Annotated in this window: 10 protein-coding genes and 1 pseudogene; 8 read left to right on the top strand and 3 right to left on the bottom strand. The window is 63.8% G+C overall.

Features of this window, described 5'->3' with window-relative positions; translation table 11 throughout:
* Positions 1–40 precede the first annotated feature (40 nt).
* Entirely contained in the window at positions 41–259 is a 219-nt protein-coding gene (locus AB0H93_RS08400; RefSeq protein ID WP_358569524.1) for a hypothetical protein, read from the bottom strand.
* A gap of 40 nt (positions 260–299) precedes the next feature.
* A pseudogene (locus AB0H93_RS08395) lies at positions 300–1,073 on the bottom strand (hypothetical protein); the annotation flags it as partial.
* A gap of 551 nt (positions 1,074–1,624) precedes the next feature.
* Between AB0H93_RS08395 and AB0H93_RS08390 the strand changes: the two are divergent.
* The 4 genes from AB0H93_RS08390 (at position 1,625) to AB0H93_RS08375 (ending at position 9,663) form a co-directional block, all read left to right on the top strand.
* A complete protein-coding gene (locus tag AB0H93_RS08390; RefSeq protein WP_358569428.1) occupies positions 1,625–2,116 on the top strand; it encodes a very short patch repair endonuclease in 492 nt (163 codons plus the stop codon).
* Between the two features lie 585 nt (positions 2,117–2,701).
* Positions 2,702–5,206 carry a tetratricopeptide repeat protein gene (locus tag AB0H93_RS08385; protein WP_358569521.1) on the top strand — a complete coding sequence of 835 codons (2,505 nt, stop codon included), beginning with the start codon at positions 2,702–2,704 and terminating at the stop codon, positions 5,204–5,206.
* A 352-nt stretch (positions 5,207–5,558) separates the two neighbouring features.
* Positions 5,559–7,364, top strand: a complete 1,806-nt coding sequence (locus tag AB0H93_RS08380; protein ID WP_358569518.1) for an IS481 family transposase — start codon at positions 5,559–5,561, stop codon at positions 7,362–7,364.
* 385 nt (positions 7,365–7,749) lie between these two features.
* Positions 7,750–9,663, top strand: a complete 1,914-nt coding sequence (locus tag AB0H93_RS08375; protein ID WP_358569425.1) for a tetratricopeptide repeat protein — start codon at positions 7,750–7,752, stop codon at positions 9,661–9,663.
* 279 nt (positions 9,664–9,942) lie between these two features.
* Here AB0H93_RS08375 and AB0H93_RS08370 read toward each other — a convergent pair whose 3' ends face one another.
* Positions 9,943–10,659 (bottom strand): hypothetical protein, encoded by a 717-nt coding sequence (locus AB0H93_RS08370; RefSeq protein WP_358569422.1) that lies wholly within the window; start codon positions 10,657–10,659, stop codon positions 9,943–9,945.
* A 1,089-nt stretch (positions 10,660–11,748) separates the two neighbouring features.
* Between AB0H93_RS08370 and AB0H93_RS08365 the strand changes: the two genes are divergently transcribed.
* From AB0H93_RS08365 to AB0H93_RS08350, 4 genes are all read left to right on the top strand, one after another.
* A complete protein-coding gene (locus AB0H93_RS08365) occupies positions 11,749–13,032 on the top strand; it encodes a recombinase family protein (protein WP_358569419.1) in 1,284 nt (427 codons plus the stop codon).
* A 524-nt stretch (positions 13,033–13,556) separates the two neighbouring features.
* On the top strand, positions 13,557–14,135 hold the full coding sequence (locus AB0H93_RS08360; protein WP_358569417.1) for a hypothetical protein: 579 nt from the start codon (positions 13,557–13,559) through the stop codon (positions 14,133–14,135).
* The gene (locus AB0H93_RS08355; protein WP_358569414.1) at positions 14,132–16,780 is read left to right on the top strand and encodes a hypothetical protein; all 2,649 of its coding nucleotides are present in this window, start codon (positions 14,132–14,134) and stop codon (positions 16,778–16,780) included. The genes AB0H93_RS08360 and AB0H93_RS08355 overlap by 4 nt, the downstream gene beginning before the upstream one ends.
* Before the next feature lie 401 nt (positions 16,781–17,181).
* Positions 17,182–17,652, top strand: a complete 471-nt coding sequence (locus AB0H93_RS08350) for a hypothetical protein (RefSeq protein WP_358569411.1) — start codon at positions 17,182–17,184, stop codon at positions 17,650–17,652.
* Positions 17,653–17,807: the final 155 nt, after the last annotated feature.

The following is a 17,807-nucleotide window of genomic DNA, read 5'->3' as shown; positions in this document are numbered from 1 at the left end:
TGATTCGAGATCCCTGTCGGACTTGGGGCCGGTTGCACGTTCATGACGCGGTCCGAGCGGCGAGGTAGGCGAAGTGGTGGGAAGTCTCCAGAGCCACCGGACGGCTTGCCGCGCCCCACGCCGAAGCCTGGTCGACGAAGGCGGCGGAGATCTCTTCGTCGCCCCAGGAGAACCCCGGTCCTGCGAAGTGGACGGAGTGCACGAGTTCGCGGCAAATCGCCCGGAGCGTGGAGGCGCGCCGACTCGGCCGCGACCTCATCCACCGCCTCTTCCAGGGGCTCCCGCGAGTACATCCAGCGGCCGCTGCAGGAGTACTTCAGATTGACGTGCTTGCTTCGGAAGCCGCCGCCCGGCCGCGGGTGAACAACGCCGTAGTCGCCGAGCCGGAGGTCGACCGAGGTCTCCTCGTCCAGGAGCCGCCACAGCACCTCCTCGGCGCGAGGTTGTTCCCAGGTGGAGGTCCGATCGAGCGTGCGCGGGACGGAGCCGCTCAGCAGCGTCATCGAGCGGAACGGCCCGGCTTTGGCGATCCTCCGCAGTGCGTCGACGGCCCGCTCCGCGAGTTGGGGAGTGATCTCCGGGACGTACTGGAGATCGAGGATGAGGTCGAGGTCGGCGTTGGCGAGGCGGAGCTGTTCGAGGAGTTCGTTCAGGCTCTCCCCTGTGTCCTCGGCTGGCCGTATGCGAATAGCACAGCCAAGCCCCAGCTCGTCGCAAAGATTCCTGCATGCGGAAATTTCGTTGGTGCTCGCATCGCTTCGAATCACAGGCTCGAATGGCACCGGGTAGTCGTCGAAAAGATCAGCAGGGCCGTCCAGCCGATCCGCTAGTTCACCGAACGCGCCAGCTGCCCCGCCGCCGAAGCTGGGCAGGTGGGCAACATCCGATGCATCGATCATCAGGTGCCGACCACGTTCGTGGAGCTTTCGTGCGACTTCTTCGACCTTGTCGAGCTGGTTCCCCGGCGACGAGGCGGGCTCCAGCACCAGCAACGGCTGCACCAGTTGGATCTGCTCCGCTCGGTCCCACTCGCAGAGAGCGGTGAACTCGCCCTGTTTCGCGCGGAGTGCCACCAGCGAGCTGAAGTCTCCAGCCGTGATCACAGCGCCCCAATCAGCGGCTGCACCAGGTTGGTCCTGGTTGGCAGAGTAAAGCGGCTGGCCACGGGCGCCTATCCGCCGTCGGTCGTAATTGCCCACGCGGTGGTTCTGGAAGCGCCGTGTTCGGCAAGCCGAGTCCGCAGACGATCTTGCGCACTGCGATCAATATTGATCTGAGCGGGTGGCGCGAATCTCGAAGGCAACCCGAGTGGAGTCAACGTCCTGTGCATGGAGTGCAGGCCGCAAGCTACGGCGCCAGCAGGTCACTCTCATCAAGAGTTCCCTCGGTCCAACCCTCGTGCATCGGGCCCGCTACGAGATCTGACGTGCTGAGCTTTCGATGACGACCAGGTCAGTGGTCTGAATCTCGAGTCCCAGGTCACTCCGCGGTTCGACCACGTATGCGCGAGCTGGTTGGGGTGGTGACGCAGATTGGTGAAGCGACTGCGAGTCGGTATGCGATACCGCGCTACGTGCTGTGAAGATCTGTTAATCGAGATCGATGCCGATCGAGATCGTCGGAGTTGTTCCGGACACCGACCTCCGGCCTGGGGTATGAGCACCTACCAGTACGTCGATCCGGGACCTACGCCGCCGGCTACGTCACCTGCGACGGCGAAGGTGATGCGCAAGACGGGCGTCGGGGTACGCAGCCCGAGTTGAAGCTGCGACGGGCGCTTCACCGGCGGGGTTTGAGGTTCCTCGTCGATGTCTCGCCGCGGGGGACGAACAGACGCCGACGGGTTGACATCTTCCTCCGCGGAGTGCGCATCGCGGTGTTCGTGGACGGTTGCTTCTGGCACTCGTGCCCGGTGCACGCTCATCTTCCGAGGAGCAACCGGGACTGGTGGCGGCGCAAGTTGGAGGGCGTGGTGCTGCGTGATCGGGATGCGGATGCCGAGTTGACAGCGGCGGGCTGGTTGGTCGTGCGGGTGTGGGAGCACGAAGATCCCGATGTCGCGGCTGACCGGATCGCGCAACTGGCGCGGGAACGCCGAGGTCACAGGCGCTCCTGATAACGATGTGGGCAGGAGGTCGCCAAGGACGACCGCTGTCCGCCTCGTCCGCCTCCGGCCGGAGCGCAAATAGAAAAGGTTCAAGTCCCTAGGGACTTGAACCTCCACGTGTCTGAGGGGGACTTGCACACTATCCACCCGTCTCCAGCTGCCTGACGTGGCCTGATTCCGTCGGCGTCCCGAAGTTTGATGGGTCGTCCCGTCTGTCCCAGAGTGGCTGTTGCTGGGACAGACGGACGGACAGGCGGGAAAGGTCGATGACCTGCTAGTTCAGTCAGTAGCTCTGGTCGGGACGGCTCATCTCGGGTGTGCCGAAAAGGCCTGGGCCCTTTGCTCAGGCTGCGCAGAACCCGCTCCACCGAACACGGTTCTATGCCAACCTCGATAGGAGTAGGAAGTTTGCACGAGGCGCAGTCGGTCCCACTACGGATGGCTGGCGCGCCGTGACGTGATCGTGGAGGCGGGCAGTTGGAGACCCAGAACTCCTTGTCAGGGACCGCCCGCGATGTCGTCCAGGCCCGCGACGTCAGTGGAGGTATTCACCTTCACTATTCGGCAACGAATCGATGTCCCGCCTCGAGCCAGATGTCCTCGCCGGGGGCATGGCCACGACGGGTCGGCGTAGTACCCCTGCGGGCAGATTGCTATCAGGAACGCGACCTCAGTGCTGTGCTGGCCGATGCCGTTGGCGCTGGCGGCACAGCCATCCTGACTCATGTGCTTTCCGGGCTAGGCGGAGTGGGCAAGACCCAGCTTGCTGCTGCGTACGCCGAACAATGTTGGACGCACAAGAAAGTCGATCTCCTTGTTTGGATCAGTGCTGAGTCGCGCGAGGCGATCGTCTCTGGTTACGCCGCTGCCCGGGCGGAAATCGCCGAAACTGCGAATGCTGTCGATCGTGCTGTGGAGCAGGACGCACGGCGATTCCTGGCGTGGTTGGCGGAAACATCACGCAGGTGGCTAATCGTTCTGGACGACCTACCAGATCCTGTCGAGCTGCGCGATCTTTGGCCACCGCAAACCCCGGCAGGGCGGACTCTGGTCACGACCCGTCGCCGCGACGCAGCGCTTTCTGGCCACCGTCGCCAGTTGGTGGAGGTTGGCCTGTTCACCCCAGCGGAGGCCGTCGCATACCTGCACGCGAAACTTGCCGACCATTCACATCTGGCTGAGGGTGTCCGCGAGCTGGCCGGTGTCCTCGACCACCTTCCGCTCGCATTGGCGCAAGCGGCTGCCTACCTAGTCGATCGCAATCTCACCTGCTCTGAATACGGGCACCGGTTTTCGAACCGACGCAGGCAACTCGCGGACTTGGTGCCAGAACCAAGCGGCCTGCCAGATGACCACCGCGCCACCGTCGCCGCCACCTGGTCGCTATCGGTCGAAGTCGCCGACCAGCTCGCGCCGGCGGGCCTTGCCCGCCCCTTGCTCGAGTTCCTTGCGGTGCTGGATCCCAACGGCATCCCGGCGACGGTGCTGACCACCCCAGCAGCGCTGTCCTACCTCGCCAAGGCGAACGTTGAGGTCGATGCCGAGGACGCATGGGACGCGGTGCACTGCCTACACCGGCTCAACCTCGTTACCGTCGATCCGGCCAGCGCCCATCGCAGCGTCCGCGTCCACGCCCTCGTCCAGCGCGCCACCCGAGACCAGATGCGTGCAAGCCATCTAGCGTGGGCGGCCCGCGTTGCCGCCGATGCCTTGCAGCAGGCTTGGCCGATCATCGAACGAGACGGTGTCCTCGGACAGGTACTTCGCGCCAATACTGACGCCCTCTGGCATGTTGCCGAAACGCACCTGTGGCAGCGGCAAGTACATCAGGTGTTCTTCCGTGCCGGAAAAAGCCTCGGCGACACCGGACTCCCTGCAGCAGCGGCCGACTACTTCGAGCAGCTGCACACCCCCGCTGTGGAACGTCTGGGGCCGGAGCACCCTGACACTCTCACTGCTCGCGGCAACGCGGCCCATTGGCGCGGTGAGACCGGAGACCTAGTCGCAGCCGTCGCTGGTCTCGAGCAGGTCATGTCTGACCAAGCCAGGGTGTTGGGGCCAGATCACCCTGACACGCTGACCACACGTCACCGGTTCATCCTGTGGCAGGGTATGGCTGGGAACACCGCTGGATTGGTTCATGCGCTGGAGCAGTTGCTCGTGGACCGCATGCGCGTGCTGGGCGCCGATCACCCGGACACCTTGGCCACCCGCAGCAGCCTCGCCAACTCGCAGAGCATCACCCGGAGCTCCGACGACAGAGACGCCGCCTTGAATCGGCTATTGGCCGACCGCATGCGTGTGTTGGGCCCCGACCACCGCGACACGCTGGCCACCCGCAGCAATATCGCATTCTGGCGCGGTGAGGCTGGGGATCCTGCGGGAGCGGTGCGTGGGCTGGAAGAAGTGCTCACCGATCAGATGCGGGTGTTGGGGCATGATAACCGCGATACGCTGGCGACGCTCGGCAATATCGCTCATTGGCGGGGGCGTGGCGGAGACCCGAAAGGGGCGCTCATCGCCGAGAAGGAATTGCTGGAGCACTACTTGCGCGTACTCGGTCCGGAGCATCCCGATACGTTGGTCGCCCGCAACAACCTAGCCCACTGGCGAGGTGAGAGCGGAGACCCGGCAGGGGCCATCAGTGCACTTGAGGAACTGCTGGTGGATCGCCTGTGTGTGCAGGGCCCCGACCATCCGCACACGCTTTCCAACCGCTACAACATCGCGCATTGGCGGGGTGAGAGTGGAGACCCGGCAGGGGCGGCCAACATGCTGGGCGAACTGCTGGTGGACCGGCAACGAGTTCTCGGGACTGACCACACGATGAGTACTCGCCAAGACATCGCACACTGGCTGGCCCGCTCTGGAGACAGCGTTGGAGCGGTTACCACTCTGGAGCAGCTTTTGATGGAACAAGTACGGGTATTAGGACCGACCCACCCAAAGACCGAAACCACGCGCCAAGACCTTGCCCGATGCCGACAACAACCCCGGTGTTCTGAGTACCTAAAACGAAGGCCGCCTACCAGCGCTTGGCCTAGGCACGTCAGGCCCGATTCGCAGCAGCACGATTTCCAGAGTCGGCGAACCCCTTGATATGCGCAGCCCGCGACGCCTCAACCGGGTAAGCAACGCTCACTGCGCCGCCCGCCAGCGTCGGCGGCGCGAGAAGTAGGAGGGGCCGCGAGCGCGCGGGACGATGTGCACGCAGGAAGCGTTCCATCTCAGGCTGAGCACGAACTCCAACTGGAGGATGCCGTTGACAGCCAGCCAGCAGCTTGAGAACCCACATAGCCTGTTTCAGCACAAAGGCCTTGTGCCTACTTGTCGTGGTTCGACTGATGCTTGACACGCTGGCTTCACCTGATGCTTGACACCGCTGGTCACAGGTTTGATCACCCGAACGTCGCCGTTCGGGGTGGAGGGCCTGGGCTTGATGCTGGTGGAGCTGAGTGTGGTTGAGCAGCGGTATCACGCCGTGATGGAAGTTCTGGCAGGTATTCCGGTCACCGAGGTCGCGAGCCGATATCGGGTCTCGCGGCAGTCGGTGCACACCTGGGTGAAGCGTTATCGGGAGGGCGGGCTGGCCGCTCTGGCGGACCGTTCCCACCGGCCCCGGTGCTGTCCGCGTCAGGTCGACGGGCAGATCGAGGCGTTGATCTGCGAGCTGCGGCGCACTCATCCCGGTTGGGGACCGAGGCGGCTGGTGCACGAGCTGGAGCGCCGTGAGGTCACCCCGATGCCGTCGCGGTCCACGGTCTACCGGGTGCTGATTCGGGTGGGTCTGCTGGAACACACCACCCGGAAACGCAAACGCGGCGATTACCGGCGCTGGGAACGGCCCGTGCCGATGCAGTTGTGGCAGATGGACATCGTCGGCGGCGTGTTCCTGGCCGATGGCACCGAAGCCAAGGTGGTGACCGGTATCGACGACCACTCCCGGTTCATCGTCTGTTGTGACGTGGTCGCCCGGGCCACCGGCCGCGCGGTGTCGACCGCGTTCGCGCACGCCCTGAAACGCTACGGCGTTCCCGGGGAAGTGTTGACCGACAACGGAAAACAGTTCACCGGCAAGTTCGGCGGGCCACGCGCAGGAGAGGTGCTCTTCGACCGGATCTGCCGGGACAACGGCATCACCCACCGGCTGACCCAGGTCCGCTCACCCACCACCACCGGCAAGATCGAACGATTCCACGGCAGCCTGCGGCGAGAACTACTCGACCACCACGACCCGTTCGACTCGATCACCCACGCCCAAGCAGTGATCGACACCTGGGTCACCGACTACAACATCGACCGCCCGCATCAAGCCCTGAACATGGCCTGCCCGATCGACCGGTTCGCCAGCACCGACAGCGAACCAGAACAACAAGCCGCGGTCCTGCCGCTGGTGCTGCCCGCCGAACTCGACGTCATCAACGGCCAGACGCCTGACCCACTCGTCGAACCGGAGCCAGCCCCGACGATCGCGACCATGCCGGCGAACCTGTTGCGCTTGAAGGAAATGGGGCCTTCCCCGGCCGCCGCGCCGATCACCATCGAGATGGACACCGTCGTGCCCGCCTCGGGCAACATGTCGGTGCGGGGCAGGCAGCTCTGGCTCGGCCCCGACCGGGCCGGGACACCGGTCACTCTGCGGATCTCCACCACCCACCTGCGGGTGCTGCTGGCCGGTGTCCTGATCAAGACCGTGGGCTCGAAACTGGCCGCCTCCGACCTGCACGCCCTGGTGCACAGCGGCAAAGCCCGCCAGGTCCACGACGAGGCTCCCACCGCCGCGCAACCGGCCGGCACCGTCATCGAGGTCGAACGGACCGTGAACGCGGCCGGCTGCGTCGGCCTGGCCAACAAAGCGGTCAGCGTCGGCTTCCCACTGGCCGGCCGACGGGTCGTGCTGCGGTTCGAGACCACCACCATGACGGTGCTCGACGCCACCGAACGGACCCTGCTGCGCTCGATGCCCACCCCGTTGACCACCAGGGCGGTGGCCTACCTACACGGCGCCCGGCCCGGCGGACCCCCACCCACACCCCCACCGACCGGACCGGTCACGGTCGAACGGATCGTGTCCAGCAGCGGCGGTGTCATGATCGCCCGCCAACGCATCCAGATCGGCCGCAACCACGCCCGCAAACTCGTCACCGCCACCATCGACGACCAGCACATCCACGTCCACGACGGCCCGAACCTACTGATCACCGTCCCCCGCACCACCACCCTCGAAATCACCCACAAACGCGCACAAAACCACTAACCTGCCAAGATCCGACGTCAAGGATCAATTGAAGCCAAAACGTCAAGGATCACCTGAAGCCCGACAGGCCTTGTGCCTACCTTGGCAGGGAGTCCTCGCGATGAGGGCTCGACCACCAGTCGTCCGTGCCGGGTGACTGGCGCAAGACGTAACGTGAATCGGGGCGATACTGGTGGAGGCTCGGAACTCGTTGTCAGGCACCGCCCGTGATGTCGTGCAGGCCCGCCACATCAGTGGGGGCATCCATTTTCACTCGCGATCTGGCCGGTGGCCGGCTCCAAGCCAGATACCCGCGCGGACCAGACACTTCTGTGGTCGCCGCGCGGAAGCCGGTGCGCTCGACGGACTGCTTGTCGGCAACTTCGAAGCCACGAAGTTGCCGGTCGTGCTCATCTCCGGGATGGCTGGCGTCGGTAAGACCACGCTTGCCGTGCATTGGGCCGATTCGGTCCGTGAACGGTTTCCAGATGGAAACCTGTACGTCAACTTGCGAGGTTATGACGCTGAATCACCACTACGGCCAGAGCACGTGCTCGATAGCTTCCTGCGAGCCCTTGACGTGCCAGCCGAACGGATCTCGCTCGATCTTGACAGTAGAGCAGCTCTGTACCGCTCGATACTCAGTGACCGGTGCATGGTGATTGTCCTGGACAACGCCCGCACCGCCGCGCAGGTGCGGCCTCTGCTGCCGGGCTCGGGTCGGTGCGCGGTCGTGATCACCAGTCGCAGCAAGCTGTCCGGTCTTGTCACGCGAGATGACGTACACCGCATCGAACTCGACGTGCTCGACCGCGATGCCGCGCTCGACCTGCTGCGACGAATTCTGGGCTCTTCTCAGGTCGAGGATGATCTCGCCGGAGCGGAGGCTCTCATCGACCATTGCGCCAGTCTGCCCCTAGCGCTGAGGATCGCGGCTGACCGGGCCGCAGCACACCCGCAGCGCTCCTTGTCTGATCTGGCCGAGGAACTCGCTTCCGAAAGCAATCGGATGGAGACCTTCACCGTTGATGAAGACGATGCTTCGACGGTGCGTGTTGTTTTCAGCTGGTCCTACAACGCGCTCCCCGTTGCGGCCCAACGAATGTTCCGCCGACTAGGGCTCCATGACGGCATGGACATCAGCATCAGCGCGGCAGCGGCCCTCACCGGCGTCACCGAAAGCGAAGCTCGCAAGAGCCTTGAGTACCTGGTCAACGCCCACCTCCTCGAGGAGCCGTACGGCAAGCGATACCAGTTCCACGATCTTGTCCGGGCATATGCCAATGAGCGTGCCAATGCCGAAGAGCCGCGTCACGAGCGACAGGACGCAGTTCGCCGACTACTCACGTGGTATCTGCATCACGCAGACCAGGCAGCCCGGCTATTCGGCCCAGCCCGTCGCCACGTCCAGATCGACAGCGGCGAGCGAACCCAATACACGACAGCCCCGATCTCCACCCACGCGGAGGCGCTCAACTGGTATGAGACCGAGCGTGCGAACCTCCTCGCCGCAGTCCAACAAGCAGCGCAAGAAGGTGAAAATCGGCTCGCGTGGAAGATCGCGGCTTCGAACCGCCCCTACTACCACCTGCGGAAGATCTGGAACGACTGGATCAACAGCCACCAAGTCGCCCTCTCGGCATCTCAGAAGGACAACGACGCCCGTGGGCTCGCCTGGATCAGCAACAGTCTCGGTGTCGCCTACACGAGCTTCAGGAGCTTTGCAGACGCCCGCCAGCACTTCACCGGGGCACTGCACATGTCACAACGACTCGACGATCCCTATGGTGAGGCCCTCGCCCTCAGCTGCCTGGGTGACGTCGATTGGAGCACCAAAAAATACAACGACGCGCTGGAGCACCTCGATCAGGCAATCCAGATCTGGTCGCGCCTCAAAGATCGATGGGGAACTGCCATGACTTACCGCGGCCTTGGAAGAGTGCACCGTGACATCGGCAACCTAGGCCAAGCTGTCGAACACCTACGCGAGGCACTGGAGATTTACCGAACGATCGACGACCCTTGGGGTGAAGGAACAATTCTGGCGGACCTCGGTCGAACCTACCTGCGACTCGAACAGCTCACTGAGGCAATCCGAGCACTTCAAGACGCCGTGCGATCTCATCGGGAAATCGGCAATCTATGGCAAGAAGCCAAAACGCTCCACGATCTGGGTGAAGCCCTCGACGCGAGCGGTCGCCCTGCAGAAGCACAGGCGGCTCGGGGGAGGGCAGACGACATCCTCGAAGATTTCGACAGCCACAGCGGTACCTCAACGCCTCCTCGTGATCGGAATCCGCAATCCGGGAGCCAGAAGTAGGGCTAACGCGACCGTTGATCGTCTCCGAGGTCCTGGCGGCCCTGCCCGCGTGCACCCTGACCACGACGAGATCAGCGAAAGGTTCAAGGCCTTCGAGAGCCGTTCGATCTCGGGGTCCCGGGGCGCAGTCGGCGGCGTCCCGTGATCCCGGACGGTTATCAGATTTTTGTCCACCCCCAGTCGCTCCGTTCCTCGCCCGGTATATCAGCGCCCATGCATACACACCTCCCGACAACTTCAGAGTTTCCGGCGCGGGCACTAGAACACGCCTTCACCCGGTCACGGGCGAGGGAGCAGTGCGGCGACTTCGGTGATGGTGTCGAGGTCGTCGGCACTGTAGGTGCCGGAGATCGTTTCCGCTTCTGCGATCGTGAGCGTGGTTCCCCTCGGCTCTGCGTTGTAGTGGTGGCCGGTGAACTCGATATCGTGCATGCCGAGAAGAGAACTGCCCAACGGCCTGATGTCGCCGGTGCCGTGGCGGTCCTCCAGACGCTGGAACTTCCAGGCAGTACTGCGGTTGCGGAACTCGACCCACGCCACAGAAACGACAGCCGCGTTGCCCTGATCGTCGCCGACGACGAAGACGATCCTGTCCAGCGACTTGCACGGAGTGCGGACCAGGAACTCACGGACTTCCCCGAACGAGTGCGCAACGCAATCGGCGGCTGGAATCTTGCGGGACTGCCGCAACCTGCGCAATCCCATCCGCTGCCAGGCGTCGTCTGCCCGTCCCTGCCGAACCGACCGCTTGGCATCTGTCTTGTGCGCCTTGAGATTTCGTGACGTGGTGTTCCGCACCATCGTATTCGCGGATTCACTCACGGCCGATTCACCTGCTGCAGACTCCGCCGTGACGGACAAGCCTGCACCGATCGCACCGCTGCCCGACGCGAGTGCGAAGGCGAGCGTGCCGGCAACGACGAGGCTTCCGGCATTTCCCTTGCGCGGAGCTGGATCCGAGCCTCCGCCAGCGCCACCGATTCGACGACCTGCCACACGTCCCCCTCCGCACCGCCAAGACATAAGCTGACAGCAGCCCAGCATGGAGATCACGAAGGACGGTCCTCAACTAGTTCGCGTGAAGTTCGGCCGTTCGAGTCAAGCGGACGTCCTCATGGACACTAGTGAGAAAGTGCGGTGAGCGCCTCGTAGTAGCCGGGGACGACAAGCAGTCACTGCCGTCGAACCAGTTCGACCGCATCATGGAAGGCACCGAGGACGATGACAACGCTGCAGGACTACGAGTCGATCCGGAGGACCATGCGGTCGCCGCTGCGCAACCAGGTGCGGTTACGCTCGCACTACCCGCTCACTGGCTTCTCCAACCAGGAGATCTAGCACAGCGACCTGGTGACCGTCCCGGGCACCGCGATGGTCACCCGTCCCGGAATCCGACGGCTCGCCGCGGACGCAGTGGCTGGCCGAGCACCTAATCGATCCCCCGTAGATCGAGCGCTTCCTGTGCCGGGTCTGCGACCCGCATGAGTACGACGACGGCAAGGGCGGTCGCCGAGGCGTTCCGTGATACGCAAGCACCCGGTCCGCGAGGTTGATGTCTCCATCGAGCCGTGGGGCGGGGTGAACAGTGAGAGTGTTGGAGGGGACTTGAACCCCCACGATCAAACATGCAGGTCAGAGCGTTGCTGGTCTGAGAGGCTCGCGCTCGGTACGAGAAAATCCCCAGTTCAGTGTGTTGCACTGGGGATTTCGACGTGTCCGAGGGGGGACTTGAACCCCCGCGGTGGTGAAATTTCCCTTGTTTGGGGAAATCACACCAAAATCGTAGCAGGTGCGCCTTCTGCAGGCTACGCGCCTTGCCGCGCGGGGAGGCGTTGTTGGCTGGCGGGGTGCGTTGGTCCTTTCGGCGTGGGCAGGAGGCTATTCGGGTCATGTTGAGCTGCGCCGGCGTCAGAAGCGTTGTGTGCCGGCGTTCCAACACTGCTTTGTCGGGCGGTGTTGGATGCGGGGTGCGCAGTGACCGAGGTAAAGGAAACAGACCCAGCTGGGACGTCCGGCCGCCGTCGGCCGCGGCGTCGGGGGAGTGGTCGCGGTGGGGCGTTGGTGCGGTTCGCTTTTTACGGTCGGATGTCGACGAAGGAGTTCCAGGACCTGGAGACGTCGTTTAGTTGGCAGTTCGAGGTGGCTGAGGAGACGATCGCCGGTCGTGGGGTGATCGTGGCTGAGTATTTCGATGTGGGTTGCTCGCGTCGGTGGTCCTGGTCGAAGCGGCGGTACGCGGCGGCGCTGCTGGCCGCGGCGCAGAGCCCGGAGCGTGGTTTTGATGCCGTGGTCATCGGTGAGTACGAGCGGGCGTTCTACGGCGACCAGTTCCGGACCGTGCTGGCCGCCTTGGCAGAGCACGGTGTGCAGCTGTGGTTACCGGAGGCGGGCGGTCCGGTGGATCTTGGTGATCCGGCGCATCAGGCGTTGATGCTGTTGCTCGGGTCGCAGTCGCGGCAGGAGGTGCTACGGACCCGGCACCGGGTGCTGGCGGCGATGCGCGCCCAGGTGTGTAGGCAGGGCCGTTTTCTGGGTGGGCGGCCGCCGTATGGGTATCGCCTGGTGGATGCGGGCCCGCATCCGAATAGCGTTCACGCGAAGTGGGGTCGTCGGTTGCATCGGTTGGAGCCGGATCCGGTCACGGCGCCGTGGGTGCGGTGGATCTTCCAGCAGCGTGCCGCGGGGCGCAGCGTCGCGGGGATCGCCCGGGAACTCAACGAACGTGGAGTGCCGTGTCCGTCGGGTGCTGATCGGGCGCGGAATCCGCATCGTTCGGGGACGGAGTGGATTGCGCGAACAGTCGCGGGGATTTTGGAGAATCCGCGCTACACCGGGGTGCAGGTGTGGAATCGGCACGGCACGCTGCGTTACCCGGGTGCTGCTCGTCGCGGTGGCGGTGCCGGGGGACGTATGGAGGAGCGGGAGTGGGTGGTGTCGAACGCGCCCGCACACACCGCCCTGGTTGATGAGGCGACGTTCCGGTCGATCCAGGGCATGCGTGCTGCTCGCAAGAGCAAGGAGGGGGATACGCGGGTGTATCGGTTGGCGGGGCTGATCGTGTGTGGCGTGTGTGATCGACGGTTCGACGCGCACTGGGTACACAACCGGCCCGGCTACCGTTGTCGTCATGGCCATACCAGCGCCCGCACCCAAACTGCAGTGGGTATGAAGAACACCTATGTCCGGGAAGACCACCTCCTAGAAGCCCTCCGCACCCGTCTCGCAGGTGTGACCCGCGGCAACGACACGGCCCTGGCCGATCACCTCCACACGAACGGGCTGGTGATCGTCTATTCTGGCCCCGACTGGACCCTCGAAGACGTCACCAGCGGCAGCGTCAACAACGCCGAGAGCCCAGTGCAGAAGTAATCCATGAGCGTCTTTGAAGGACACCGGTTCGACGTTCTTCATCTGCCGCAAGTGATGCGAGACCAGGTTCTGCGTACCAGGACATCCAGGAAGCGTCGCAGTGCACAAAATTGCCCCGCGATATAAGGAAGCCACGGGGGCGCCGCGTACGGAGCCCAAGCCACGCGTGGTTGTCGCAACACGCGCTGCGATGGGATTCAGGGATCGAGGTGCTGGACTGTAGATCGCAGCAGATGAAGGCACATGGTTCCGAATCGGATCCTGCGCTGAATTCGCAAATACCTGTCTTGCTTTTCTGCTTTTGGTTGAATTTTTTTTTGAATTAATTTTGGATAATTCCGCAAGGGGTGCATGTGGGGGGGCGATCCAGATCAATCCTGCCGATCGGGTGACGTGCAAGGGCTTCGTTGCGACGTTCGAGTGGTTGGTTTCGGAAGGTGGTCCATGGGTGGACGGGATGTGCTCGGATGTCCAGGTCGATGATGTGACCATCGGTCCGTGAATAGTCCGGGAGTAATCTTTCCATGGATCCTCTGTCGTTGTCTTCGCTTGGTGCTGTCGGCTTGGGGTACGCCATCAAGTTCTTGTTCGACCGCGGGAACGCTGCCCTCGACCGCAGAGCCGAGCGCCGAGCGGTTAGCGACACGTCACCAACCAGCTCCTCCGTTGGTGATTATGAAGCCATAAAGGGCACTGGATCCGCGGTTGAACGCATCCCTACCGACGTCATCGCGCCTGCTCGTGGCGTCGTTGGTGATGCGCGTGCTGAGGAGGCGGAACGGGAGCTGACCAGTGCGATGCGGGTGCTTGAGGTCTACCGCGCCAAGGGCGTTCCTCTGGACCCGCAGGATCAGCTGCTCGTCGATGCCCTCGAACGAACGCATGCGGCGTTGGAACAACTGGAGGGAGCCCCGGTCGACCTGCCGGCCGCCGTGCGCTCCTTGATCGAGGTTGATCAGGAGGCCGACCATGTGCATGGCACCATGACCGGTGCCGAAATCGACGCTCCTTCCTCGGGGACTTCGACTCATGTCCGCCAGCGGTTCGGAACAGTCCATGACGGTGGCAATGTCACTGGATACCGGGCTGGTGGCCAGCGGTGAGTGCTGCAGGCGGTCCTTGGTTCTCCAAGGGGCATACGGGGCACACCGGCGGTTACGACCAGGGCGACCGCAGCGACCTCGATTCGCAAACGGTCGACAACGGTGCGATCGGCGGCTCTGATGGTGGAGGTGCGGCGTCTGCAGGAGTGCCCGACGCACCAGAGCATCGGCATACCGACACGGCACCCCACTCGTCGAACGCACCACAGGTAGAAACGTCGATCGAGATCGATGACATGTCCGGCGGCACCGTCATCGGTTCGTATTTCGAGAACAGGGGTCTGTTACCGCTCGACGACGTCGCGATACGGCGGGGTCGTCTGGAACGGCTGCTGGAGACGTATGCCGAACCTGCTGGTTTCGAGACTCTGCGGGCCAGGGTGGAGCAGGAGCAGCGGATCGTAGTTTTCGACCTCGATGAGAACGCTGGTCGTACAACGCATGCCGAGGTGCTCGCCGCCCACCTCGCCGGCCTCGCCCCGCGGAGAGCTGGGTACGAGACCATTGTGGAGACTGCGCCCCCTGCCGTGCAGCCCAGCCCCTACGGACCGTTCCTGGGAGCTTCAGGCCCCAGCCAGACGGACATCGATGCCGGCACCGCAGGAACGGTGCCACACCGTGAAACCACCCCAGGGGAAACCACAAGCAAGGCATCCGACCCGTTTGCGCCCGGAGGAGACGAACCGTCCGGGCCGAGGGAACCACGTGAGGGTGCTTTTGACGTGGCATGGTTGAAGTTCGGTGGCTCGCCGCACTTCCCCGACAAGCGTCTGCCCCTAGACCGGCGCCGAATATGGCTGTTGGAGATACCTATCGATGAGGACGGCTATCGGGTATCCGACAGCTTCGGAGATTGCCTACCCGAACTGGACCGACTGTTGGGCAACCAGAACAGTCGACTGTTCGTCCTGACGCGTCCCGAACAGTGGCGCCGCATCGGTGCTCATCAGCCCCGGCATTGGGTCTCCGCACGTGATCTGCTGGAGGAGGTTGCACCTCTTCAGGTGGCACGAGCGCATCTGGTCGGACGCATGCCTGGGATCGACATCGAGGGGTGGCTTGGCAACACCGACATCGCTGAGGCCTTCAGCTGCAGCAGTATGAACGGAGTCGTGGACCTGGTTGAGGCGGTTTTGGCAGCGGAGGAGACTCCTCCAGAGTGGTTGCCTTCTGAATCAGCTGACGGTGCCCCTGACGCCAGGACCTTGCTTGCCCGCCGGATCTCGATGGTTCTGGATTCGCGAGGACAGTGGCGGCGACAGCTCCTGGCGTGGCATCGCGAGCAAGGACGCACAGCCTTTGAACGCGACTTCCAGGTGACTGCTGCTGCGATGGATGGTCTTCCTGTTGCGCACGTCTACTACGGCGCGGTTGGACTCAACAACCTGTTCGCCGGCAGCAGCGGCACTTCCAACAGCGACGGACAGGAGGCACCTGGGGTCATCCAGATGCTCGACGTGATCGGTGGCGAGCTGAGGCCCGATGACCGCATCAACTTCCCCCGGCCAGGATGGGCTGACGCGATCCTTGAGTACTTCTGGCTGGATCGGCCACTGTCCCGGAACAAATTCATCGAATGGTTGGCGAGCGCACCGGACTTCAGGACCCGCGAGGCGATGGAGTCGGTTACCGACGAGCAGCGACGAGTCGTCGCCCGGCGTATCGTGCGCTTCGCGTTGCGATGGGCCGCACGCCAAAAGCGGGACGCCCCCTTGGAGAAGCTCGCCCAAGCCTGGCGAGGCAAGCAAGGACAACGGTACCTGTGGGACGAACTGGTTGACGTCGTGTCGGCCGTCGCTTCCGCTCGGGAGGCCGATCCTGGTGAGGTGGGCGAGGACATCGCACCGCTGGTCAAGCATCGTGCCTATGTGCACAAGCTTCTGCTGAACTGGGCGCGTTCCGCTGATATCGGTTTGGCCCACGCGGTACTGGCGGTCTGCGCGGGGCCTTTCGCCGACAGGTACACCAGCAAGACCCTGGTTCGACTCAAACATGCTGGCAGGCACTTGGACGAGCAGACCCAGCCCGTCCTTGAGCAGGTCATTGCCCAGCTTTGGCAGGAATCCTCTGCACGCACCACTCTGATGGCAGAGATCGCCCAGTGGTGCAACTCCGAGGAGCATCGGAAGGCCGGCTGTGTCGCCTTCGCGCAACTCGCCGTAGCTGACGCTCCCAGCACAGGTGATGTGGGGCGTGGTGATGAGAGTCAGGGCACCCAACCTCCGGACACCGCGGAGACATCAGCCGGGCAGTGCGGAGGCGAGTTGACGTTGCTGTCACGAGTCGCCGACTACGGCCCTAACCACAGGGTGCTCAGCCAGTGCTGGCGTGCCTATCTGACCGAGTCTGAACAACCCGCGAGCACTGAACTGGTGACTGTGTGGCTGAACACTGCAGTGACCCTTGCTAGCCAGCGTCGCGATGTGCTTGAGGTACTGCGTGGCGCCGTACGCGGTAGTTCGGCACTTGACCGCAGCACGCGCGACGTTGTCCGTGGCATCGCCAGAACCTGGGCGGAGGGCTCATCCGAACGCGGAGCGCTCTATCAGGAGCTGACCGCCGAGCTTGACGCGGATGTCGCTGACACCATGCAGATCCTGCGCTCGAGGTCCACTGCGGAGAACTCCGAGGAGACGAGCTCATGAGTTGGTGGCGCAGACGCCCAGCGCCGCTCGTGCTCCAGCACAGTTGGACCGACCGTGTGGACAGCAACGAACCGGACGTCGAATTCGCAGTACGGATCCACATAACTGTCCGTGCGGATGCAGCTGACGGAGGTCGTTCACGTGGACTGACCGGTGCTTCCCGGTGGAGCACGGCTCCGCCGGGTAGTCACACCTACGACAATGGCGGGGACGATTCCACGGACCGGGTCGGGGATCCGGAAGCGGCGGCGATTTGGCAGGCCGCGGCCTGGGTGCGATACCAGGTCAAATCCGTGGCAGGAGAGTGGAGTGTGCTTCGGCGACAGGCCGCGCAGCACGACCTCAACGATCGCCTTTCCCGGCGTCTCCCTTGTGACAACGATGGGTACATCGTGGTTGCAGTGACCGCAGCCTTGTCCGTGCCGCCCGAGTCCCATCAGGCCGCCCTCGATCTGCAACAACAGCGGCGAGAAGCACAGCTGGACGAACTCGCACGCAGGCAGGCTGCCGCCACCATGCGCTTCCTGCGGCAGGAGTGTTTCGACAACCCTGCCTCAGCGCGCCTGTTCCTGATGCTCAACGCTTCCTCACGGCTAGGTGTTTTTCCCAACGCAGACCAGGCAGAGGACGTCGTCACCGAAGTCAACAAGTGGCATCCGGACACGTTATGGGTCCAAGTAGCCCGGACACTGCAGACCGCACTGGCCTCATTGACCCCGGGCCAGACCGACGAACTCCTACGGCTGCTGTCGGTGATGCTGCGCACCACTGGCCACCCCAGCCAAGCCGACGAGCTGAATGACCTCCGCTCGCCTGCAACTGACTCGGCTGAGGCCAACGGACATTCCTTCGGTGCTACTCAACCCCACTGACCTCCCGGCCAGCACCGAGAAGGTGCACGTCTTTCACGTCACTTGGATGGCCGCTGCCTTGACCCAGATGGCTGGTCAAGGCAGCGGCTAGTCGTTTCTGCGCCGCTCGCAGGCGCCGAGTTGATGGACTCCTTTACGTCGCCAAGTGAGTCAAT

The organism is Saccharopolyspora sp. NPDC050642 (assembly GCF_040654735.1).
Taxonomy (GTDB): Bacteria; Actinomycetota; Actinomycetes; order Mycobacteriales; family Pseudonocardiaceae; genus Saccharopolyspora; species Saccharopolyspora elongata.
The sequence above is the reverse complement of the archived record's forward strand: the minus strand, read 5'-3'. Positions and strand labels throughout refer to the sequence as shown.